The following is a 24,104-nucleotide window of genomic DNA, read 5'->3' on the forward strand; positions in this document are numbered from 1 at the left end:
AACGTAGAAAATATTCCTCATGAAAAATCCTAATATTACTATTCTCAAAACAGAAATTCTATCAGACAATTGGTACACTTTAAACAAAGTAACCTATACAGTTCTGAAAAAAGACGGCACTACAGAAACTCAGAGCCGGGAAGCCTATGACAGAGGCAACGGAGCTGTGATTCTTTTGTACAATACACATTCCAAAACGGTTATTCTGACAAGACAATTCCGCTTACCTACCTACATTAACGGAAATGCTACAGGAATGCTGATTGAAGCCTGTGCAGGGCTTCTGGATAATGACAATCCTGAAGATTGTATAAAGCGTGAAACTGAAGAGGAAACAGGATATAAAATTTCAAAAGTTGAGAAAGTATTTAATGCGTATATGTCTCCGGGTTCCGTAACAGAAATCCTTCATTTTTTTATCGCTGAATATTCTAACGAGATGAAAATTAATGATGGTGGCGGGCTTGAAGAGGAAGGAGAAAATATTGAAGTATTGGAGTTTTCTTTTGAAGAAGCTCTCAACATGACAGGCACAGGAGAAATTAATGATGCTAAAACGATTATGCTATTACAACATTTGAGAATTAAAGGGATTTTATAGAATTTTCACCTTACAAAAAAGTAGTAGGGATAGTATGTTTTCCGCACTCTCCTACTGCTTTTAAATCTTCAACTCAATGAACAACATGATTCAGGATCATATTACTATCAAAAACCGCTATGCATACTTCGTTAAAAAAGTGTGCGAAACAGAAACAGTGTATGCTTTAAGTGATGGAAAAGGATATGCTACCTCCCACTCCAACGATCTGGAAGATAAAGATGGTGCACCTGTACAAATTATTTGTTTTTGGTCCGATACTGCCAGAGCAAAATCCTGTATACAACAAGAATGGAGTCATTACGAAGTTTCTTTTATTCCACTTATTGAATTTGTGGAAAACTGGTGCCTAGGAATGAACAGCGATGGATTGTTGGTAGGGATCAATTTCGACAGCCATCTTTTTGGATATGAGGCAGAGCCTCTTGAACTCTGCCTGGATATCATTAGAGAATTAAAGAACAAAGGAAAATCATTAGTCTTGAAAAAATTTAATGATATTAATGACATGGAAACTCAGATTAAAAACGTTCTTGAAGATGAGTAATCCCGGTTCCCAGAAAACTTAGCTATTAAAGAAATCGGCATCTATTGATGACAAATCCTGGTGCATAAAGATCATTCAGGCACCAGCACTTTTCTCAGTGATTATTTTCAGCATTATACTATTGAAAACGATTTCTCAATATACTTCTTTTGAAAAAAAAATGCGGCCTTTCTCATGTTTAAACATCATTCAAAAACAACAATCTCTATTTGTAAAAATTATTTCTCTTTGTTTTAAAATACTATTATGAAAATAAAAAATATAGATCATCTTGTACTTACAGTCGCGGATATTGACACGACCGTTGAATTTTATACCAGAGTCATGGGGTTTGAGGTCATCACTTTTGGGGACAATAGAAAAGCGTTGACTTTTGGTAATCAGAAAATCAACCTGCATCAAAAAGGTTATGAATTTGAACCTAAAGCAGAGTCTCCTACCTGCGGTTCTGCAGATCTCTGTTTTATTGCACAAACTGATATTCATAAAGTTGTTGAAGAACTAAAAAGTCAAAATATAAGAATCATAGAAGGAATAGTAGAAAGGACAGGAGCCTTGGGAAAAATAAAATCTATTTATTTCCGGGATCCGGATCAAAACCTCATCGAAGTAAGCAACTATATTATTTAGATTTTTATCAACCTTAGCATATTATAGTAAAATATAAAGTTCAAAAACACATACTTATCCTGCATTAACTCTGGAAAAAATAAAATCATTAAGAAAAATTTACATCACATTTATTTAAAAATTGAAAAAAATACACGCAAAAAAGATATTTGATTTAATAAAAGTTAGTGTAAAAAAATATTCATTTATTTCATTAATATTTCACCATAAAGTTACTTATTTTATTTGTTATTTCTTTTTAGTATAGTATATTTGTCACGCAAAACCAAAATGACACGCATGAAAAAAAATAGACGCCAGTATCTGAATTCCAGATAAATATACTTTATTCAATAACCATCCAATTTCAGAGGTTAATCAGTTTTTGAACAACATATTTCTTCTATATTTCTTTGAATAGATATATCATATTTCTCTTTCATAAGAATTATTCCTATTTACGAAAGACAATGCCCAGATTGGGATATGTACAAATAGCAGGAGAATAGCACCAAAAATTTTTAAAACCTTTTCTAAAAGCATGAGTATACAATATATACTGATTATCTGTCTATGCCCAATATCAAGAAAATCATATCAATAAATACAATTTAAATTATGCAAAATCAAGAAAAATTATTCGAGAAAGTTTATGAAATTTTAGCAGACATTACCGAATGTAATCCAAAAGAAATCCAACCTGATACCAATCTGATGCGTGAAATGGGAATGACCTCCCTGATGGGACTTGAGGTTCTGGTAGAGCTTGAGCGCAACTTCCAGATCAGTCTTGATGAAGAGCTGCTGGTAAATATGACCACTCCTAAAGATATTATTAAAGTTTTACAGGAGGAGCTGGCAAACTAAAGTCCCTGTTTCTTTTTATTTATTACAATTTTGAACAGGTAGGGAAATAAACAATTCATTAACAAACACAAAAAAATGATTAAAAACCTCGATACTGATGATCTGGTAATCGGAGCAGGTCTCTGTGGACTAATGTATGGCTTAACTGCCGTCACAGAAGGTCGCTCCGTTATTATTAGTGAAGCCCATCACAAAGCAGGTGGCTATGCAACCAACTTTTACAGAAATAAAAGAAAATTCATTTTCGATTGCAGTCAGCACAAAGTAAGCGGAATCAGGGAAAATGTAGGGAATCTTTGGAATACCCTGCAAAGATTAAAACTCCACTCATTACTGGAAGAGTTTATACTCCATGAGGAAATCGGAACGGTCGTTTATAAAGAACGATTTATCAGAATTCCATCGGAACCGGAGGAAATCAGAGAAGTCCTTTGCGCTCATTTTCCGGAAGAGCGCACAGGAATACAACAGCTCTTCAAAGATATAGAATCTCATGGCTATCAACATTATATGTTTTTTAGAAGACTTATGAATGAATACACCATTAATAAAGAAATCCTGAGAGAAAGCAGAGGCTTAGCCAAAATAACAGCCAGAGAATACTTTAACCGTATTTTTAAAGGGCAAGATATTATAGAAGTACTCAGCCCTATTGCGATTTATTCAGGATCCATATCCAATGAAGTGAATGCTTTTTATTTTCTTCATTGTTTATATGCAATGTTTTATGGCGGCCAGGCATATGTGAAAGGAACCGGACAAAGGCTTTCAGATGAATTACTTAAGGAGTTTATTAGCCGTGGTGGCATTTTACTGAAAAAGAATCCGGTATATGAAATGGAAGATCACCAGGAGTATATGCAGATAAAAACCCGAAAAAGAATAATTAATGCCAGAAAAGTAATTGCCACATGCCCTCCGGAAGATGTTTTGAAAATGCTTAAGAAAGATAAATATACTGAAGACTTTCAAGATGTTATCAACAATTTTGAGGTTGGATGGGGCCATTTTTGTGTATACCTTGTTATTTCTGTACCTCCTGAAGAAATAGGAATTTTTTCTCCTGAATATCTTTTGGTTTCCGATTACGGCGACAACTTTACCAGAGAAGACTTTGAAAATGACCGATATTATGATCTTTTTACATTAAGTTTAAGCAACTATCACAGATTTGATCCTGATGGTGGCTATATTCTCCAACTGGTCATGCTTGATCATGGGGACCGATGGTTTCACCTCACAGAGGAAGAATATCTAGTCCGAAAACAGAAAATCCAGGAAAAGCTTATACAGAGGGCTTTCAAAACCTTTCCTGATCTTAAGGGAAAACTGATATACATTGAATCATCAACTCCTAAAACAAACTACAAATTTACTCTTGCTACAAAAGGCTCTGCCTTTGCCTATAAAATGCTTCCTAAAACCAATTTAAGTCTGCTCAGCAGTTTTCCAAATGATAAAATCAATCTGGTCAGTACCTGGTCTGGAGGTCCCGGGTATGAAACTGCCATGTGCTTTGGTTTTACGCAGGGGAAGTTATTAAGTAAAACACAAAAATATGAATCCATTGAAGAAAAAAACACTGAGTCCTAAATTTTCAGAGCTGCTGGAAAAGCTCAACAAAGCATCTGAAAAAAAGCAAATGAGCCTTCTTCTTGATCATCCCTGGGATGAGCCTACCGAAAATGCATGGCTTAAGAAAAGAGAAAACATTTCTATCTACGGCACCCCTTATTATGATCTTGCATCAGAGGAAGAAAGAAGGTTGTTGTCTGTCTATGAAACCGGATCATGGTGGTATACATTCATTGTATTTGAAAACCTGGTTTCAGAGTATTATATGAAAATTGTCAATCATGGCTCTTTGAAAAGATTTCCAGAAGTAGTAAAGTATATTCATCATTTCTGCAAAGAAGAAATTGTTCATGCTATGGTATTCCGAAAAGCCATGAACTATTTCAATATCTCTCCTTTTCCCATGCCTTTAAATCTGAAAGAAATATACAGTCATAATGCATCAATGTCTGAATTTCCACTAAAAGCAATTTATTTAACAATTTTAATAGAATGGCTGGCTGAGAATAATGCTATGGAAGACTGCAACAGTAAAGATATTTCCAAGCTGTCAAGAGCAGTCGCTGTAGAGCATCATAAGGAAGAAGCCAGACATATAGAATGGGGAAAAAATATGATCAGAGAATTTATAGATGTTGTTCCCGAATTTTTAGATGAAGCAAAGCAAATAACGGCACCTATGCTTCGAAGTATGCTGGATATGTCGGTGTCAAGTATCATGGTATATTCCCGTGTGGGGTTTAAGGATAAGGCTTTCAGGAATTATAAGGATCTTATTCCTACAGTACTTCATTCCGAAAACAGGAAAAGAATCAATTCTAAAATCATGGCTCCAATGATGAGGTATTTTGTAGAAATAGGAGTATGCACCACCGGCAATATGCCAGTATGGAAGGAAAATGGCTTTGAAAAAGACGCAGAAGATGCGATCAGCTATTTTACTAAGAAGTCAGAATCGGAAAAAGATATAGACAATGTTATGGATAAGAAGTTTGAATAACCTAAAAATAAAAAATTATTATGCATATTAATCTGGAAGGAAAACATTTCCTGGTAACAGGTGGCGGCCGTGGAATTGGAAAAGCCATCGTCCGGAACCTGCTTTCTTCAAAAGCATCCGTCTCTTTCACTTATCATCAAAACAAAGAAACTGCTGAAAAATTTCTGCATGATCTATTGGAAGAGTTTCCGGGAAAAGTAGCTTTATACCATTCTGATATTCAAAACGAGGAACAATCAAAATCTTTAATCAATACCATTGAAAAATCTCCTTTAGGTTCTCTGCATGGTCTTATTAATAATGCCGGAATTACGGCTGATTCTCCTTTTTTCAGCATGACTCATGAGGTGTGGAAAGAGGTCATCAGCACTAATTTAAACGGAACTTATTTTCTTTCAAAGGCAGTTATAAAATCTTTTATCCGGAAGAAAAATTCAAAAATCATCAACATTTCTTCTGTTTCAGGAGTGCGTGGAGCTATGGGACAGGCTAATTACGGAGCTTCCAAAGCAGCTATCATCTCACTTACCAAAACACTGGCTTTGGAGTTTGCTAAATTCAATATGCAGGTTAATGCGGTAGCCCCCGGATTTATAGATACTGAGATGGTTGCTAAAATGAATGATCATGATAAGAAAAGAATAGATCAGATGATTCCTATGAAAAGGATGGGAACTCCCGATGAAGTTGCTGATCTGGTCATTTTCCTCTGTTCTGAAAAGAGCAATTATATAACCGGTCAGACCTTTGTTATTGATGGTGGCTTAACAGTATAAAATTAAACACAAAACATATGAAAAGAGTTGTTATTACGGGAATGGGAGTTGTAAGCCCAATTGCCTGTGAAAAAAATGCTTTTTGGGAAAAAATCCTTAACGGGGAAAGTGGCATCAATGATCTCACCAAACTAGAGCCATCTCATTTTAAAGGAATTACAAAAGCAGCAGAAGTACATCTTGAAAAAGAATATACAAATCAGGAACTTATTACCCATTTTCATCCCTTCGGAAAAGCAGTTACCTATACGGCAGCGGCTGTGGAAATGGGATTAAAAGATGCTGGTCTGGAAACTAAATTTACGTCCAAAAACAACTATGGAATTATTCTCGGAACTACTAATGGTAATCAGGATATTGTAGAACGTATTGTGGATGAATGGGATCTGGAGATGGATCATGCTCCTTTTCATCAGGAGGCCAAAGAAATCCTTGATTATTTCAGACCCATAGAACTCAGTTCAGGTATTGCCAAATACTTTAATCTTGGAGGAAGCAATATGGTAATTCCCACAGCCTGTGCAGCGGGAAATTATGCCATCGGGACAGCTTATTCTATGATTCAGGAAGGACGCTCCCCTCTCATCATTGCCGGCGGAGCAGATCCATTTACAAGATCATGCTATACGGTGTTTTATAGATTAGGAGCGATGTCAAAAGACTATTGTAAGCCTTTTGATCAAAACAGAACAGGAATGATTGTTGGTGAAGGCGCTGCCATACTGATTCTTGAAGAACTGGAGCATGCTTTAGCCCGGGGAGCAAGAATCTACGGAGAAATTAAGGGTTACGGACTTGCCTGTGACGCATATGACCCTACAGCTCCGGATCCGGAAGGCTCAGGAGCCACGCTTTCTATGAGGAATGCCCTTGTTTCAAGTCATATTGATAAAAAAAATATAACCTATGTAAGTGCTCATGGGACAGGAACCAAAGCCAATGATGCTCATGAAGTAAAAGCAATGACCAATGTTTTTGGAGAAGATATCAAAACTCTATATGTAAACGGAATAAAATCAATGCTGGGGCATTGTATGGGGGCTGCCAGTGCGCTTGAAGCCGTTACTTCATTATTATCATTGTATCATCAGCAAATTCCAAGAAATAGAAATACAGAAAAAATTGATGAATCTTTTAATACCCATTTTCAATTGCAACCACCTGTAGAAAAGGAATACCATGTAGAACATGTTCTCAGTAATTCTTTTGCCTTTGGTGGTAATATTTGCAGCGTAATATTTAGTAAATATGAAAACAACAACCAATAACAATATTGTCATTTCTTCCATAGGCTTCAACAGTGCCATGGGTACAGATATCAGTGATTTCTTTAATTGTAGTATGGATTCCTTTAGTTCGTCTGTCACTATTGAGAATCATGATCCTCAAAATTTTTTAAAGCCTAAAGGGCAGCGTTTTCTCAACAAAGCGACATTGGTCTACTGTAATACAGCATTTCAAGCGATCCATAACCGAGAATTGATTCGCTATATTGAAAAAACTCCTGAAAGAGTCGGACTTTATGATGGCACTGAGCTCGCCAATCTCGAAGATTGCTTTCTTTTTGATCTTACTGCTAAAAATCAGGGGCCGGACAGAGTAAGTCCTATGAAAGCTCCTAGTACCATTGCTAATGCAGCTGCAAGTCAAATGGCTATACAGTCGGGAATTAAAGGACCCAACTTTAGTGTTTGTGCAGGGATGGCCGGAAGCCTTCAGGCAGTAGACATTGCTTGTCTTCATCTCAAGCAGGGAATAATAGATTACGGGGTCATCGCCTCTACAGAAGTTAGAAATCAATATCAGCAGGTTATTCAAAACAACAGGCAAAAAAAATCTCAGGAATTAGGGGTTTCCATGATCCTTGAACGAGCAGAATCTCTGGAAAAAGATAATAAAAGGCCATTAGCAGGAATTGCTATGCTACATTCTGAAACCTATACAGATCATCCTGATTATTTTGAAGCCTATCTGTATGAAATGCTTGCTCCGGTCATTCAATCTTATGATCTTGATATCATAATTGTTTCAGGAGGAGCATCTACGTTAAATAGCAACCGGTTTGAAAGTTTTTTGCATGACCATAAACATTCTCTAAAAATCTTATATCCTGAAAATAATTTTGGAGATCTTGATAATGCAGGAGGAATGCTGGGCATTGCTTATGCTATTTCGGTATTTAACGGGCTACAACCTTACAAAACAAATAAAATGTACATTCTTGTTTTGTCGATAGATCCTTCCGGAATCATCATCTACACTATTATTGAAAAAAAATAAACATTTCCATGAAAAACATTTTAGAATCTTATCAGATTATCAAGCTTTTACAGTACCGATATCCTTTCCTGCTTATCGACAGAGTTACTGAGTACGAAAAAGGGAAAAGATTAAAAGCCGTTAAAGCTGTCTCTGCAGGTGAGCCCTGTTTTTCCGGTCATTTCCCGGATTATCCGATAATGCCGGGAGTTCTTATTACTGAAGCATTGGCACAGTCCTCTTCCTTAATGACTGTCTTAGATGCTTTAGATTGGAAAATAGGGGATGGTATTCCTGAATCACAGTCGGATTCGATGGGAGTTCTGGGAAACGTTCAAATCAGCTTTTTACAATCTGTATTGCCGGGAAATTTACTGGAGCTGGATGTAGAGTTGGATTGGAAAAAAGGTTCAGCCAGCTCAATACATGTGAAAGCATCTGTAGAAGGGAATGTCTGTGCAAAAGGTAAAATCACAGTAATGACTGTCAATAAGAATACAATGTTTTCATAATGAATGATCCCATTTTATTTTGTATCCCCTACGCAGGAGGTTCATCAATGTCATTCTCAAACATTGCCAGCCTAATTACTATCGAGGGGCTGGAGATCCAATGTCTGGAACTTGCCGGAAGAGGATTAAGACATAAAGAACCTGTTCCGGCTTCTGTGGATGAGGCAGTAGAGGATCTTTATTCAAAAGTACAGAAGAGTTTTGAGTTATCCCAACGCCCGGTTTTCATCTGGGGACATAGTATGGGAGCTATTCTTGCTTTATTACTTTCTTTCAGATTAGTTAATGATCGTTTTGCTGTTGCCGGATTATTAGTTTCAGGGATGAAAGCACCTACCTATCCTGCTTCTCATCATACTTTGTCTGAAAAAGCTAAAAATAAATTGTTATCAGATCTTCTTCCTATTAAATATGAACAGAATAAGGAAGCACCTCTCTTTCAACGGATTTATCAAAAAAGAATCAAAATCATGGAAAAAGATGTGGAAATATTGGAAAAATATCAGTTCAATAAATGGCCTGAAATCTTTGTCAACACAAATATATCAGTCATTATGGGTAAAGATGATGAACTCTACCCTACCCGCGAATTCTATGAAAATTGGAAACTCCATACTTCAGGTAGAACAGATTTGTTTTCCATTAAAGGGGATCATTTTTTTCCGATGCAGTATCCACAAGAAACAGCTGATTTATTAACCCAAATCATTTCACAAACAGTTAATAAAAACATTCTTTATTATTAAAAAAACAACAATGAACGTAAAAAAATTATTTTTGCCGGCAATATCTATTGCCCTGTCAGGTATTGTGTTTTCATGTTCCAATGACAATATGACATTGGAACCTATCTCTGAAACCAATGCCGAAGTATCTGCTTTATCTGCTGCCAGAAATGCTTCGTCACTGGCCGCATACTTTGGAGATAATATAGATCTCAGCAATTTACCAAACTATGCGAATCAAGCTATTCCTATGTATGTATTCAGAAATAACACTCCGTTTATTAACAGGATTACTGATGAGGGAGCAACGTTGGGGAGAGTTTTATTCTATGATAAAAGTCTTTCCAGTAACAATCGTGTTTCTTGTTCCAGCTGTCACAAGCAGGAATTGGCTTTTGGAGATGATAATGCAGCGAGTCAGGGTGTAAACGGGAAAACGGGAAGGCACTCCATGAGGCTGATCAATGTAAGATTTGCTGAGGAGTTCAAAGTATTCTGGGATAAAAGAGCCTCATCTCTGGATACCCAAACGACAATGCCTATCAGAGATCATGCAGAAATGGGTTATAGTGGTAGAGATGGAGCTCCTTCGTTTGATAACCTTATTGCAAAACTTCAAAGACTTGATTATTATCAGGAACTTTTTACCAGAGTTTACGGAAGTCCGGAAATTACAGAAGAGAAGATACAAAAAGCATTAGCTCAATTTGTCAGCAGTATTATCTCTTTTGATTCAAAATATGATGAAGGCAGGGCCATGATTTCTTCAGAGTTTCTGGATTTCCCTAATTTTACAGCAGAAGAAAACCTCGGAAAAAAACTGTATATGGAGTTCCCTGTGGCTGTGGCCGGTACGCGGGCAGGAGGAGGGCTCGGCTGCGCAAGCTGTCACTTTGCCCCTGAATTTGGAATGACCACTCTTAGTGGCAATAACGGAGTCATAGATAAAATGGGCAGTACAGAAAAAGATCTTACGGTGACCAACTCTCCTTCTATGCGGGATCTTGTGAATGCCAATGGGCAACCCCATGCTCCTATGATGCATTCCGCTGTATTTTCTACCTTAGAACAAGTCATAGATCATTATAATAATATTCCAAAAGAAGCCAGAACAGATAAACTGGATAACAATCTGCGATTAAGAAGTTTAAATGCAACTCCTGAAGAGAAAAAGGCAGTTATAGCATTTATGAAAACCCTTACCGGGAAAAACGTTTATAAAGATAAAAAATGGTCAAACCCATTTATTACTCAATAAAAAAGATCTTCTTAAAACACAAAAAGCTGGCTTTTGCCAGCTTTTGTTTATATGTCCATCTCATTTTCTTCACCATATTCTTTCCAATATTGATATTTTTGAGGATCAGCAAAGGCAGGATCTTCTTTGTAATAATGTAAAAGTCTTTCTAATGCATAGAAGTAAGGAGAATACTCCAGGGCTTTCTCGTAATGACCGATTGCCTTTTTTATGCTTTGTTTTACCCCAAAACCATGATCATAAAGAATCCCGTAATAAATGTTTGAATAGGTATCACGGTTATAATCTTTTTTTAGATAACGTTGTAGGTTAGAATAATCCCTGTTCTGATAATATATTTCAGATATATTCGCTTCATTGAATTGAAATTTCTTTTCTGCCATTTTATAATACCCGAGAGCAAGCTCATAGTCTTTCTCTACGTGTTCTCCGTAAAAATACAGATGTGCCAGATTTTCAAAGCACATTCCGTTTCCCAATTCAGCCCCTTTTTTGTAGCATTCCAGCGCTTTCTTAATATTCTGAGGATAACCTTTTCCGTTCTGGTAGTGATAACCCAAATTATTCCATGCGTACGGTTGATCCTGTAGTGCTGCTTTTTCATAGAAATCAATTCCTTTTTTCAGATCATAAAATTCAGGAATGCTCTCATCGGTATAAATAAATCCGAGCTCAGTCATCATCTCTCCGGCTCCACGATCGGCTCCTATGGTATATAACCGGATTGCCTCTTTAATATTTCCTTCTTTACGATATTCATTCCCTCTCGACTTTAAGGTTTCATTATCAAAAAACGTTTCAAATCCGAAACCAATTCTTTCCTGCCAGGTTTTATAAAAATCAAGGAAATATCTTTGATCTTTCCCACGCAAGTTGTATTGTTTTTCATACAAAGCCCCCATCTCAAAATCAGAAACCTGATGAAGTTCCCTGTTTTCATCAAGGACCAACAATTGTTTTCCTTTGAAAAGGCAAAGTAACTGCTCATGAAAATCTATCCCTTCACAGATATAATCATATAATGCACTTTTTGTATTGGTTTTCTGATCGTAATAGAACATACCTTCCGAAACGCTAATTCGGAAAATCTCCTGTTTGCAGGATTCAATTTTTTTATAATCTTTAGATTGCGGAATAAGCCAACGATCTTCAGAGGTATAATAGATGCCGGTTCCATTCTCATTGGAAACGATAAATACATTGTTCATAAATTGTGTGAACCAATCGACATGGATGTTTTCAACGTTCTGATCAGTTAACCTGAATTGTTTTTGCTGAATATCATACAAATACCATTTTTTATCCTTTCGGTAGGCAAAAGAAGTGTAGTTATCCAATACTGTTATTTTGTCTATTTGCGAATCGAGAAGGGTTCCGTCCGGTTTTATAATACTGATCTTCTTCTGAAATTTATGAGGGCTTACCCAATAGTATCCGTGTAAAATCGGAGACAAAACGTCCTCAGGATATTCACCAAGAAAGGTTCCTTCTGAAGTATAATACAGTCTTTTGGAAGTTCCTTTTTGTTTGAGGAAGATGAGGTTATCATAACCATACTCAAAAGGAGTTTCTGAATGATTTGTAATGATCTTATGGTTCAGTACATTGATGACATGATAGTGTTCTTCTTTTTTTGCATTGAATAATCCTTTATACATCAGCAATTCCAGCTCATCATACTCGCAGGGTATTGTTAATTGTCCAGTTGTAATACTGACAAGTCCCTGTTTGCCATTTATTTGTACAACACCATAGTTTTTTCCTTCGACATCAAAAGCATCAAAAGCATCTTCATAAATGCCATCTACAGCTACTATACCATTGTTCCTTATATATCCGAATTTCTTCTCTTTCTGAATAACCGCAATCCCTTCATCGTTAAAGGCAAAAATCTCCTGATACTCGGGTTGGGATATAACTTCTCCTTTCTTATTTTTGAGTCCCCAGAGTCCATTTTCTTCAAAAGTTTCTGAAGGATTCTTAAAGATTTCTTCATTCCAGTATCCTAATCCGTATTCAATCCAATCTGTTTCCAGCATCGCTAAAAAACTATCATATCCCTTAAAGATAAAAACTTCTTTTTCCAGAGAAAGAAGATCCTGGGTTTCTTCTGCCTGAATATACAAGTTGTTTCTTTCCCTGATCACTTCAGCCCACTCTTTTGCCTGATCTTTATGACTTTCTTCATTCATATGGAAGACGTCTGTGGCATCCATTACAAAAGTGTCATAAGGAAGGGTTTCAAGGAAATCAAACATTTTGTTCACAGGTTCACTATAGGCCTTTTTATAGTTCAGCTGATGATGATCAGCCAGAAACTGATAAAACATTCTCAGTCTGGCTACTCCTTCTTCTTTATCAAAATACAGAAGTTTTCCCTTTGCTCTGGGATTACCCGCAAATAAGGGAACAAGCAGTTCCGGAATTTCATAATTCCATTCGCCAAGATAATGAGGATATTCTTCTTTCGTCTTTGAATCAATATTATATAAGTAAATACGATGTGCCATATTTTTGCTTCTTACAATCCAAACTTAGAAAATAATCCGGGTTTCTTCCATGAATTTTTATATTCATCAGCAACAGGATTGTAATCGGAAAAAGAACGAACATAATCCAGAACGGCATGGGCTTCCTTAAGTTTTCCCATTTGATACAATACGATTGCTTTCGCCAATTCAACATCTTCCATCAAACTGTCATATCCCCATTCTTCAGCACTGTAAATTTTTGAAAATCTTTCGGCAAGTACGAATGTCTGTTCTTTATTATTCAATTTTGCATACACCTTAACTCCATAATGTAACCAAAGTACATAATCTTCTGCCTTCATAATTTCAGCATGTGATGCATCATATTCGCTAAAAAGAATAGCTGCATCCTCATAATTCCCTTGAAAATAATCACTTTTCACAATCATATAAAGGGTTTTAGCCTTATCAAATATATCAATCAAAAAGTCCTTTTTATTTTCCAGATAGGTTTTAGCCGTATGAGCAATTCCATTATAATCTTCATTTTCATTATAAATCTGCATCAAAACGTATTGTGGATTGGGTTCCAGAGGGAATCGTTTTGCTGTATGTTCATAGTAAGTTTGTCGGGTTATTCTGTCTTCTGCTTCAAAACGTTCATACAGAATTCTCTCCAAAACATTTTTTGCAGCCTCCAGATCCCTGTAGTCCTCATCATCGATCTCTCTGTTATCCAAAGTATGCTGATATAAAGAGGTTAGCATTTCTTCCACATCAGCATAAATATCAAAAGTCTCCAGAATACCATGAACTTCAAGCTGCCGGGCCTTATTATAAAGATTTTTATAGTAAAAATTTTCTGATTCATCATAGAGATGGAAATAATTTTCTAATGCAACGGCTCCATTTTCATAATCTTCACCATCTAACAAGGCATCAATCAGCACAAGATGAAGCTCTCCAAATTCTGAATACTGCAATCCTTCAGAAGCAGTTTCTGCTGCTGAATGTGAATCTCCCGACAGAGAATATCTGATGGCCAAATTATTACAACACATGGCTCTGGTATGCAAGTCATTGTAATAATCACTTTCAAATTTTCCCCCTTCATAATATTTTCTGAAAGCATCATAAGACTGCTGATATAGCTCTCCGATTATTTCTCCCCATTGTATTTGATCATTTTCATCTTCTATTTCATCAATAAATTCCGACAAATAAACCCCTTCGTTATAAATATCAGAAGGATAATCAGTAAACACCGGAACTTCACCTGGCACTTCTTTATACAGGTAATATTCTGATTCTACTTTCCTTCTCCATGCTGTTGCATTTGAAGACAATTCTACCGCTTTTCTAAGTAAAGAAACCGCCTCAGAATATTGTCCTTTTTCGTAGAGGTATGTTCCTGCAAAATGATACCCTGAAAAAAGCTCAGGGCGGGTATTAATGATTTCCAGAGCATGATGATAATAAAATTCTTCTGCAATGTTCAATAAATCCGGATAATTCCTTTCAATAATCAGCTGATAATAAAAGACATCAGGATGACTGAATCCTTTTTGAATCAATCCGTAAAAACGCTGATGCCACTCTACCAGCTTTTCATGAATAGCTAATGCCGAATTTTCTCCTTTAATGGCTTTCAGCATCATTTTCAAAGCAAGATCCCAGGCCCCGTTTTCATACGCAATATCAGCAAGGTTAATAAGATCATACTCATTTCTGCTTATGAATGTTGTGTGTTCTTTTTCAATAATAGCCGTAAGTTCTGCTCCTGAGATTATTTTCTCACGATCGAGAAGATAAATTTTTTTGATCCAGAAAAGAGATCTGTTTCTGTCTAGCAATTCCCGGTTATCTCCAAATTCTTTTTGGAAATAATACATACCGGCTTCCAAACTATTCAAAAGGGCTTTGCTCTCTCCCAGTGATTCGTAAATTTTAACCAAAAAATCATATCCAAAGACAGTATTTTCAGGATCTTCAAGCATTTGTTCTGCATAAAAGATAAACTCTTCTTTATTCTGTTCAGTAATATGTTTTTTTGTTTTACCAATCTGAGCCAAAGTATATTCATTATCTAAAGAATAGCTCAGGATACTGTAAAGTGATTTCTGATGATTGGGATTTAGTTTTAAAACTTTACGGAAATAGGGAATCATCTTTTGCTGTATGACATCGAAAACAGCTTCGTGCCCGTCATAATACACCTTGTCATGGCTGGCAATTGCCATCAAAAATAAAATTTCTTCATCATGCGGATGAGACAGTAAGTATTCTTCACCCTCTGCAATACACTGCTCCAGCTCTCCCCTGTAAAACAGTTGCTCTAATTTGTCGTACATATTAATATTTTGTTCTGTAATTCTATGGTTACATTTCCTGTCTCTTTACTTTTGAGCCAGGTTTTTATTTTGTGGTATGCAAAATAAATGAAAACAAAATTAAAAAAAGCTTAAAAAGCTCATAAAATGGGAAAAAATTGAATAACGAAATTATTTTAAATTATCTATTTTTTAAAATAAACCCACAATTTCTGGCTCAAAACATCTGTTGATAGTCACCTGATCTCTAAAAATCTCTGTTCTTTACGATAATTCTTATGAAAAAAATAATAATATTTTTTTTTCAAAGAACGCAAAAAATTCCTGTCATCAGAGCTTTTGGTCCTGTAAAATATGAACACCTGTGTTGTCAAAAACTTTTCCGGAGAAAATTGAGGAGAAAATACTATGATAAAACCTTCACAAAATAAAGACAGGAACCAGCCTTAGATCATAATACAAAACACTGATTTTCATAAAATTACCAAACACGTCTAAAAGTATTAATTGAAAATATTATCAAATTAATAAAATAAACACATAAAATTGGCCTAATCCTTTAATTTTCAAATTTAAAGCCTTAATTTTGGGACGAAATTTAAACATTCGGATTCTTCAATTACTATGTACATGAAAAAAATGATGGTTGGGCTTTCTTTGGCTCTATCTGTTACTACCATATGCGGGCAGAAAGCCCCTGCAAAAAACAGCAGTCTGACTCTTTACAATTATCAGACTTTCAATTGTGACAACAAAGGATATTTTGACGCGACCAAATATAAAAAAGAAGAAATAGACGGAGTCAATAAACTTTTGTATCAATTCAATGGTGTACAGTTTGATATCCAACCCGTTTTCAAGCTTTCGAATCTTGAAGAAATCCGTAAAAATAAGGAAGAGTATCTAAAACAGCTGGAACAACAATATCAGGAAAAGAAAAAGGAATTGTACAGCCTTGAAGTCATTAATCTCCCGATGTGGAAAAAGCTCCAGCAACAGACCATCGAATCTTTTGAAAATGAGTACCAGCTAAACAAAGAAGAAATTCTCGCGTACTCCGATCCCACTACCCTGAAAGACAGCAAATTCTATACTAGCTGTAGAGAACATATTGATGCAATATCCTCTCCCGACAGAGAAAAAATGTTTGCAGCATGGAAAAGCTATATTGAATTGAAGAGCAAAAGCAATGCTGATCCAAAGGGCGTACTGGCAAGATTCAATACCAAAATGAATGATCCTCAGAAAGAAGATTATGCTCTGATTGATATGATTGGGCTTAGTTTCCATAACTGCGCCAACAGTAGCTTCAGACAGAAAATTGATGAAGAAACCAATGCCTATAAGGACTTTGACAAAATATTTACTAAACTAAAAAGAAATTGTGATGAGCCGTAAGGTTTGTTGAAAGGTTTAAAGAAGATAATAGCAGTACTCTATTCGGGTACTGTTTTTTATTACGTTTATTATAAAATATGTACTCTTATATCGTCACTCCATGCGTATTCTTTACTTCAGCCATCACAAAAGTGCTATGTGTACTTCCGATAGAATCTACTGATCCCAATCTATTGAATACAAAATCCTGGTAATGTTTCATATCCCGTACCTGAACTTTAAGGAGAAAATCAAAGTCACCGGAAATATTGTAGCATTCTGCCACTTCTTCGATATCCAGGATATCTTTCACAAACTGATGTCCTACCGATCGGTCATGAATTTTCAATTTCACCTGACAAAAAACGGTAAAACCACGATTCAGTTTTTCCGCCTCTAAAACGGCTGCATAATGCTTGATATATCCTTCCTGTTCTAATCTTTTAACCCTTTCAAAAACGGGTGATGGGGACAGGTTTATTTCTTTGGCCAGCTCCTTTACGGTCAGTTTAGCATTCTTTTGCAGGATTCTTAGCAGTTGAAGATCCTTCTCATCAAGTCTTTCCACAGGATATTATTCTTTTTAGGGTTTATTTTTTCAAAAATAAAGAATATTTATCTTTTAAAACAATATAAAACAAAATATTATCCTTAAATCATAAAACAATACCAATTAAACAACTTGATTATATATCTTTACACCCTATTTTGTTCTTTAAAATACTTCATCAACCGGAAGAGGTTTTACATCCCGTAGATTAATAGGGAATCGTGTGAAAATCACGAGCTGTCGCGCAACTGTAAGTAACACACCAAAGGTTTTTATCGTAGAATATCCACTGCCAAAAGCGGGAAGGATGATAAAAACTGTTACAAGCCAGGAGACCTGCCTGTTCTGAATTGACAATGCTTTCGCGGTTTGAAGCTTTGGGTCATACAGATGATACTTTTGAACGTATTCCACCGTTAACAGGAAAATTACGTCCTTTTTGTATCTCAACATTTTCCCTTTGTTTCTTTCCGAAAAGTATTGTGAGGCATTCAAAAGAGCTTTTACAACCATTGTTTAATTTAAAAGTTGAAAAGAAAATGCAAACACACATTCTTGGCTATCCGCGTATTGGTAGCAACAGAGAGCTAAAAAAAGCCTGTGAACAATACTGGGCAGGAAAAACTTCCCTTACTGAATTGCTTGAAACGGGAAAAACCATCAGTCAGCAAAACTGGAAATTACAACAGGAAGCAAAGGTTGATCTTATTCCTTGTAATGATTTCTCCTATTATGATCAGGTGTTGGATATGACTTTAACAGTTGGTGCCATTCCTGATCGTTACCAGGAAATTGCGGTGAATGGTTCTTACTCGGAACTGGATCTGTATTTTGCAATGGCAAGAGGTCATCAGAAAGACGGGTTGGATATTACTGCAATGGAAATGACGAAATGGTTTGATACCAATTACCATTATATTGTCCCGGAATTCCAGAAGAATCAACAATTCCGGTTATTCTCCAACAAAATTATTGAAGATTTCATCAATGCAAAAGCAACAGGGGTCAATGCAAAACCTGTGATCATCGGTCTTATTACGTATCTTCTTTTAGGAAAAGAGAAAGAAAATGGTTTTGATAAACTTGACCTCATAGAAAATCTGTTACCGGTTTATATTGAAATCCTTACAGAACTCGAAAATCACGGAGCAGAATATATTCAGTTTGATGAACCTTTCCTTGCATTAGATCTTAATGATAAGGCAAAGGAAGCCTATGAATTGGTATACAGCGAAATCAGAAAGCAATTTCCTAATTTAAAATTCATTGTCGCCACCTATTTTGAAGGGCTAAATGACAACCTTTCTCTGGCTACGTCCCTTCCTATTGATGTACTTCATATTGATCTGGCAAGAAGTCCTGAACAACTGGATGAGGTGTTATCTGTAATTCCTGATACCTTAAGCCTTTCTTTAGGAATTGTAGACGGCAGAAATATCTGGAAAAATGACTTCGAAAAATCTCTACAGTTTATAAAAAGAGCTGCGAATAAGATTGGATCCGAAAGAATATTCATCGCTCCATCATGTTCACTACTCCACTCTCCTTTTGATCTTGATTCAGAGAATAATGAAGATATTTTATCTCCTGAAATCAAGCAATGGCTTGCTTTTGCCAAGCAAAAAGTGCATGAAATTGTTCTCTTGAAAAAATTAGCTTCAGGAAATCCGGATTATCCCACGTTACAATTACTGGCAGAAAACAAAAAAGCACTGGAAAATCGCAAAACATCGACCCTAATCCATAATCAGGAAGTAAAAAACCGTATTGTGATAACTACTGATGAAGATGCCCAGAGAAAGAACCCGTTTAGGGTAAGAAAAGAGATTCAGCAAAAAGAGTTGCAACTTCCATTATTTCCTACGACAACGATTGGTTCGTTTCCACAGACTAAGGAAGTCAGAGGATGGAGAGCCAAATTTAAAAAAGGGGAACTTACCGCAGAGCATTATGATCATCTGTTGAAAAAAGAAACCGAAAGAACCATCCGGTGGCAGGAAGAAATTGGAATCGATGTGCTTGTTCACGGAGAATTTGAGCGTAACGATATGGTGGAATATTTCGGAGAACAACTTGCAGGATTCGCCTTTACCCAAAACGGGTGGGTACAAAGCTACGGAAGCCGATGTGTAAAACCTCCTGTCATTTATGGCGATGTACACCGCCCTCATCCTATGACGGTTTACTGGTCACAATATGCTCAATCACTAACCCATAAATGGGTAAAAGGAATGCTTACCGGTCCTGTTACCATCCTGCAATGGTCTTTTGTACGGGATGATCAACCTCGTTCCTTAACTTGCAAGCAGATTGCTTTGGCTATTCGTGATGAGGTAAACGACCTTGAAAAGGCTGGAATCAGGATTATACAGATTGATGAACCAGCTATCAGAGAAGGGCTTCCGTTGAGAAAATCGGAGTGGCAGAATTATCTGCAATGGGCAGTGGAAGCTTTCAGAATTTCAGCAAGTGGTGTTGAAGATTCAACACAAATCCATACCCATATGTGCTATTCGGAATTCAATGACATTATCAAGAATATTGCAGACATGGATGCCGATGTTATTACGATTGAATGTTCCAGAAGCCAGATGGAACTGTTAAATGCCTTCGCAGATTTCAAATATCCAAATGAGATTGGACCGGGTGTATATGACATCCACTCTCCAAGAGTGCCATCCAAAGAAGAAATGCTTGAATTACTGAAAAAAGCACAAGCAGTAATTCCTGCTCAACAGCTGTGGGTAAATCCGGACTGTGGTTTGAAAACACGCCACTGGGATGAGACAGAAAAAGCACTTAAAGCCATGGTAGAAGCTTCAAAAGAGGCAAGCCTTACTTTCGCATAAATTCACTTAGTTTTTAATTACGTATTTCTTGAAGCAGGAGTCATCTCCTGCTTTTTTATTTGATATTATTTAAAAATATTTCTCTCTTATGAATAAAAATTTGATGTACATTTGACCTGCGAATAACCAACCCAAAATGAAATCTATTATATTCAGTATTAGCATTTTTGCCAGCTTTTCGATGTTTAATGCTCAAATTGGCAAAACCACAAAAGAGATCAACAAACAAATTTCTTTACCCGAACAGGACCGGAAGCTCGGGCAATGGTTAAAAGAAAATAGAATCCCTACCCTTGGTCTTGGAATTATTAAGAATGGTAAATTAGAAAAAGCTAAAGTCTACGGAGATTATCAGAATGGAATTCCTTCACCGGATAATATGAGATTTAATGTTGCTTCACTCACTAAACCGGTTACTGCAATGGTTGCTCTAAAGCTGGCAAGCCAGGGGAAATGGGATATAGATGAGCCTCTTGAGCACTACTGGACAGATCCGGATATAGCCAATGATCCAAGGAATAAACAACTGACGACCAGGATTGTTTTAAGCCATCAGACAGGCTTTCCTAATTGGCGGATTTTAAATCCCGATGGAAAATTAAGCTTTCAATTTGATCCGGGTACGAAATATCATTATTCCGGAGAAGGCTTTGAGTATCTGAAAAAAGCACTGGAAAACAAATTTAAGAAACCTCTCAGCCAGCTTGGTGAAGAATTAATTTTCAAACCTTTAAAAATGAAAGACACCTCTTATATCTGGGAGAAAAATACTGATGCTTCCCGCATTGCTATTGGATATGATAAAAATGGTAAAGCCTACGATCCCGTGAAAAAAGAAACAGCAAGTGGTGCTGATGATTTGATGACAACTGTTTCAGATTACAGTCGTTTTTTAATCGGCGTGATGAATGGAGAGGGACTTTCAAAAAAAATCTTTGCAGAAATGCAAACAAATCAGGTGGCGACCGTAAAAGGAAAACATTTTGGACTGGGATTTGAAATTTATAATCTTGGAAATGGAACCATTGCTTTATCTCATGGAGGATCTGATGATGGAGTAAGAACTCTCTTCGTCATTATTCCGCAAACAAAACAGGGACTTGTTATTCTGACCAATTCCGACGAAGGAACCAGGGTCTATGAAAAACTTCTGACTGATTATCTGGGAGAATATGGAAAAAAGGTTGTGGAGGTTGAAATGAAGTAAAAATATTCATAACCTTACACAGATTTATTCTGTAAAAACGGTAACATTCATATCAATATTTTGACAAACGATCATCTTTCTTTTTTTTGTTTTTCAAGTATTTTGAGTTGACCTTTTGACAACAATTTAATATTTTAATTAATTGTGTTTTCTATTTTCATTTTTTTAGTAAAAAAACAAATTCAATCACACTAAAAAAAACACATATACCATTAATAAACAACAAATTACAATTCATTTTTTTTATATATTTATACAGTAGTCACTGAAAGATATACATCAAAAAAACAAATTGATAATGGTAAAAAAAGTATTTTTTTTTGCAGTCATAAGTTTATGTACTGTAGCAAAAGCTCAGGGAGTTATTGAAGCCACACATGGAAACAAAGAAAAACGAGGAGTCCTTAACCCAACAGACAAATCCCTTATACAAGCTCCATATCTAAATCCCAAACTCAATATTGAAGAAAGAATCAAAGATCTTTTTCCCAGACTTTCATTGCTGGAAAAGGCAAAACTTACCCACGGTGCAGGAGGCTTTGCAGACTATGGAAATATTCCCAGAATCGGCCTCACTAAGCTTACAATGACTGATGGGCCGCAGGGAGTGAGAACTTCCGTTTATGCCACAGCCATGCCATGTGGCATCGCAATGGCATCCACATGGAATCCGCAACTTATTGAAAAAGCAGGAAAAATAATGGGAACCGATGCCGCTGCAACAGGAAATAGTATCCTATTAGGCCCGGGACTGAATCTAATGCGTACTCCTTTAGGGGGGCGAACTTTTGAATATTTTGGAGAAGATCCCCTTTTGGCCGGATATATAGCTGCCGGTTATTCCAGAGGAGTACAATCTAAAAACGTAGCAGCTTGTTTAAAACACTGGCTCGCCAATAACCAGGAAACGAATCGTTTAAAATTGAGTGTAGAAATTGAAGAACGCCCTTTACGAGAGTTGTACTCCAGAAGTTTTAAAATTGCAATCCGTGAAGCAAACCCCTGGTCAATTATGCCGGCATACAACAAAATAAGAGGTGAATATTGCGCTGATAATTCTTATATTAATAAAACTCTCGCTCGGAATGATTTCAAATACGACGGTGCCTTTATTACAGATTGGGAAGCGACTTCAAACCCTGAACGTCAAATTAACGGAGGCAGCACCATCAGGATGCCTTTCGATGAAAATGAAAAATATGACCAGGAAATACTACTTCTTCTGAAATCCGGGAAAATAAATCAGGAATCTTTTGATGATGCTATCCGTAGAAATTTACGATTACTTTTCAGAATTGGTGCCTTTGATCCGGCACCCGTAAATAAAGAAAAAGCTGTATCTCAGGAAGCTATTAGTGTAGCAAGAGAGGTCGCTGCTGAAAGCATTGTTCTTCTTAAGAATCAAAATAACTTTCTCCCGATTGATAAAACGAAGGCCAAAAAGATCTTGGTTCTGGGCCCCAATGCTGACAGACGCTTCACCATGTCTGATCCCAAAGACTTATCCGGTTTTGGAGGTTCGGGAGCCACTTATCCTCCCTATGAAATATCCACACTGAAAGCATTAAAAGAAAGATTAGGAAGTTCTGTTATCACTACAGAATGGGAAAATACACCGTCGCAAGAACTCCTCAAACTTGCTAAAAATGCTGATCTGATTGTATTCATAGGAGGGCTCAATCATTCCATAGATCACGAAGGTTTTGTAAATCCTCCCGACAAAACTGACCTGTCTCTACCGGGCTCACAAGCTGAAAAAATTAATTTTTTATCTCAGGCTAATCCAAACACTGTTGTTATTCTAATAGGAGGCTCTCCGATGGTGGTTGAAAAATTTGAAAAAAATGTACCTTCAATCCTTCTCGCATGGTACCCCGGAATGGAAGGCGGAAATGCTATAACAGATATTCTTCTGGGGGATCTTTCACCCTCCGGACATTTGCCGGTAACTTTTGGCAAAAAGCTTGAAGACTGGCGGGTACATCGTATGGGAGCCAACGTTTTTCCGGGATCAGGGGTAAAAAATCCTCCTTTACAATATATGGAGGATGGTATAGAAAATTACAGTGAAGGGATGTATATTGGTTACAGAGGTTTTGCAGCAGACAAAATAACACCTCGATATAGCTTTGGTCATGGACTTTCCTATACAACATTTGCATTTGAAAATCCCACAATACAAGTGGAAAAAAAATTCATAAAAATCACATTTACTATTAAAAATACAGGAAAAAATCGTGGTGCCTCAGTTCCGCAGATCTATGCTAATGCTCCTCAAAACACCAGTAATTTCCCTCTTGATGAAAGACCTGTGAGAGGATTAGCAGGTTTTACAAAAAAATATCTTCTTCCGGGAGAATCTAAAATTGTATCAATCAATATTCCAAAAGCTGATATAGCGCGCTGGAGCCCTTTAAAAAAAGACTGGATCATTGATAAAGGAAAATGGATTTTTGACATTTCGGAATCATCTGACAACACAAAACTTTCTGTTGCCATTGATTTATAGTGTTATACAAAACAAATTAATAATGAATAAGTTATGATTTTTCGGATTTAATTTCTTAATTTTGCACCCCGAAAATAAGGAA

19 protein-coding genes and 1 riboswitch are annotated in these 24,104 nt (G+C 36.4%); of the genes, 16 read left to right on the forward strand and 3 right to left on the reverse strand.

All coding sequences use genetic code 11. The features are described from left to right. Positions 1-19 precede the first annotated feature (19 nt). The 12 genes from nudK to C1631_RS03990 all read left to right on the forward strand — a co-directional run bounded on the left by nudK (position 20) and on the right by C1631_RS03990 (position 10,729). Positions 20-601: a GDP-mannose pyrophosphatase NudK gene (gene nudK / locus C1631_RS03935; protein ID WP_103248857.1), complete on the forward strand. Its 582-nt coding sequence runs from the start codon at positions 20-22 to the stop codon at positions 599-601. A gap of 76 nt (positions 602-677) precedes the next feature. Then, complete coding sequence (locus tag C1631_RS03940) at positions 678-1,148, forward strand: DUF2750 domain-containing protein (RefSeq protein WP_228441003.1); 471 nt, start codon at positions 678-680, stop codon at positions 1,146-1,148. A 246-nt stretch (positions 1,149-1,394) separates the two neighbouring features. Continuing rightward, complete coding sequence (locus C1631_RS03945) at positions 1,395-1,778, forward strand: VOC family protein (RefSeq protein WP_109710589.1); 384 nt, start codon at positions 1,395-1,397, stop codon at positions 1,776-1,778. 597 nt (positions 1,779-2,375) lie between these two features. After that, the gene (locus tag C1631_RS03950; protein ID WP_103248856.1) at positions 2,376-2,624 is read left to right on the forward strand and encodes an acyl carrier protein; all 249 of its coding nucleotides are present in this window, start codon (positions 2,376-2,378) and stop codon (positions 2,622-2,624) included. A gap of 75 nt (positions 2,625-2,699) precedes the next feature. Continuing rightward, complete coding sequence (locus C1631_RS03955; protein ID WP_103248855.1) at positions 2,700-4,217, forward strand: phytoene desaturase family protein; 1,518 nt, start codon at positions 2,700-2,702, stop codon at positions 4,215-4,217. Further along, positions 4,183-5,199, forward strand: a complete 1,017-nt coding sequence (locus tag C1631_RS03960; protein WP_109710591.1) for a diiron oxygenase — start codon at positions 4,183-4,185, stop codon at positions 5,197-5,199. Before C1631_RS03955 ends, C1631_RS03960 begins: the two co-directional genes overlap by 35 nt. Positions 5,200-5,219: 20 nt before the next feature. After that, on the forward strand, positions 5,220-5,975 hold the full coding sequence (locus C1631_RS03965; protein WP_109710592.1) for an SDR family NAD(P)-dependent oxidoreductase: 756 nt from the start codon (positions 5,220-5,222) through the stop codon (positions 5,973-5,975). 17 nt (positions 5,976-5,992) lie between these two features. Next, positions 5,993-7,243: a beta-ketoacyl-[acyl-carrier-protein] synthase family protein gene (locus tag C1631_RS03970; RefSeq protein ID WP_109710593.1), complete on the forward strand. Its 1,251-nt coding sequence runs from the start codon at positions 5,993-5,995 to the stop codon at positions 7,241-7,243. Further along, positions 7,224-8,255, forward strand: coding sequence for a beta-ketoacyl synthase N-terminal-like domain-containing protein (locus C1631_RS03975; protein WP_109710595.1), 1,032 nt, complete (start codon positions 7,224-7,226; stop codon positions 8,253-8,255). Before C1631_RS03970 ends, C1631_RS03975 begins: the two co-directional genes overlap by 20 nt. Positions 8,256-8,263: 8 nt before the next feature. Then, entirely contained in the window at positions 8,264-8,746 is a 483-nt protein-coding gene (gene fabZ / locus C1631_RS03980) for a 3-hydroxyacyl-ACP dehydratase FabZ (protein ID WP_109710596.1), read from the forward strand. Beyond that, positions 8,746-9,492, forward strand: coding sequence for a thioesterase II family protein (locus tag C1631_RS03985; protein ID WP_103248249.1), 747 nt, complete (start codon positions 8,746-8,748; stop codon positions 9,490-9,492). The genes fabZ and C1631_RS03985 overlap by 1 nt, the downstream gene beginning before the upstream one ends. Positions 9,493-9,502: 10 nt before the next feature. Beyond that, positions 9,503-10,729 (forward strand): cytochrome-c peroxidase, encoded by a 1,227-nt coding sequence (locus tag C1631_RS03990; protein ID WP_228441006.1) that lies wholly within the window; start codon positions 9,503-9,505, stop codon positions 10,727-10,729. A gap of 47 nt (positions 10,730-10,776) precedes the next feature. On the opposite strand, the gene C1631_RS03995 is transcribed toward C1631_RS03990, so the two are convergent. Together C1631_RS03995 and C1631_RS04000 are read right to left on the reverse strand one after the other, a co-directional pair. Beyond that, positions 10,777-13,239: an SEL1-like repeat protein gene (locus C1631_RS03995; protein ID WP_109710597.1), complete on the reverse strand. Its 2,463-nt coding sequence runs from the start codon at positions 13,237-13,239 to the stop codon at positions 10,777-10,779. An 11-nt stretch (positions 13,240-13,250) separates the two neighbouring features. Then, positions 13,251-15,551: a tetratricopeptide repeat protein gene (locus C1631_RS04000; protein ID WP_109710599.1), complete on the reverse strand. Its 2,301-nt coding sequence runs from the start codon at positions 15,549-15,551 to the stop codon at positions 13,251-13,253. A 609-nt stretch (positions 15,552-16,160) separates the two neighbouring features. Here C1631_RS04000 and C1631_RS04005 point away from each other — a divergent pair. Further along, a complete protein-coding gene (locus C1631_RS04005; protein WP_103249747.1) occupies positions 16,161-16,928 on the forward strand; it encodes a hypothetical protein in 768 nt (255 codons plus the stop codon). Between the two features lie 85 nt (positions 16,929-17,013). Here the strand turns inward: C1631_RS04005 and C1631_RS04010 are convergent, their stop codons facing one another. Next, positions 17,014-17,475 (reverse strand): Lrp/AsnC family transcriptional regulator, encoded by a 462-nt coding sequence (locus tag C1631_RS04010; RefSeq protein ID WP_109710601.1) that lies wholly within the window; start codon positions 17,473-17,475, stop codon positions 17,014-17,016. Between the two features lie 154 nt (positions 17,476-17,629). Continuing rightward, a riboswitch (cobalamin riboswitch) is annotated at positions 17,630-17,815 on the forward strand. 181 nt (positions 17,816-17,996) lie between these two features. Between C1631_RS04010 and metE the strand changes: the two genes are divergently transcribed. From metE to C1631_RS04025, 3 genes are all read left to right on the forward strand, one after another. Then, positions 17,997-20,306 carry a 5-methyltetrahydropteroyltriglutamate--homocysteine S-methyltransferase gene (metE, locus tag C1631_RS04015; protein ID WP_109711451.1) on the forward strand — a complete coding sequence of 770 codons (2,310 nt, stop codon included), beginning with the start codon at positions 17,997-17,999 and terminating at the stop codon, positions 20,304-20,306. Positions 20,307-20,442: 136 nt separating this feature from the next. Further along, on the forward strand, positions 20,443-21,513 hold the full coding sequence (locus tag C1631_RS04020) for a serine hydrolase domain-containing protein (protein ID WP_109710602.1): 1,071 nt from the start codon (positions 20,443-20,445) through the stop codon (positions 21,511-21,513). A gap of 298 nt (positions 21,514-21,811) precedes the next feature. Beyond that, positions 21,812-24,022 carry a beta-glucosidase gene (locus C1631_RS04025; protein WP_109710603.1) on the forward strand — a complete coding sequence of 737 codons (2,211 nt, stop codon included), beginning with the start codon at positions 21,812-21,814 and terminating at the stop codon, positions 24,020-24,022. Positions 24,023-24,104 lie beyond the last annotated feature (82 nt).

It is taken from the genome of Chryseobacterium phosphatilyticum, from assembly GCF_002899825.2.
GTDB lineage: Bacteria > Bacteroidota > Bacteroidia > Flavobacteriales > Weeksellaceae > Chryseobacterium > Chryseobacterium phosphatilyticum.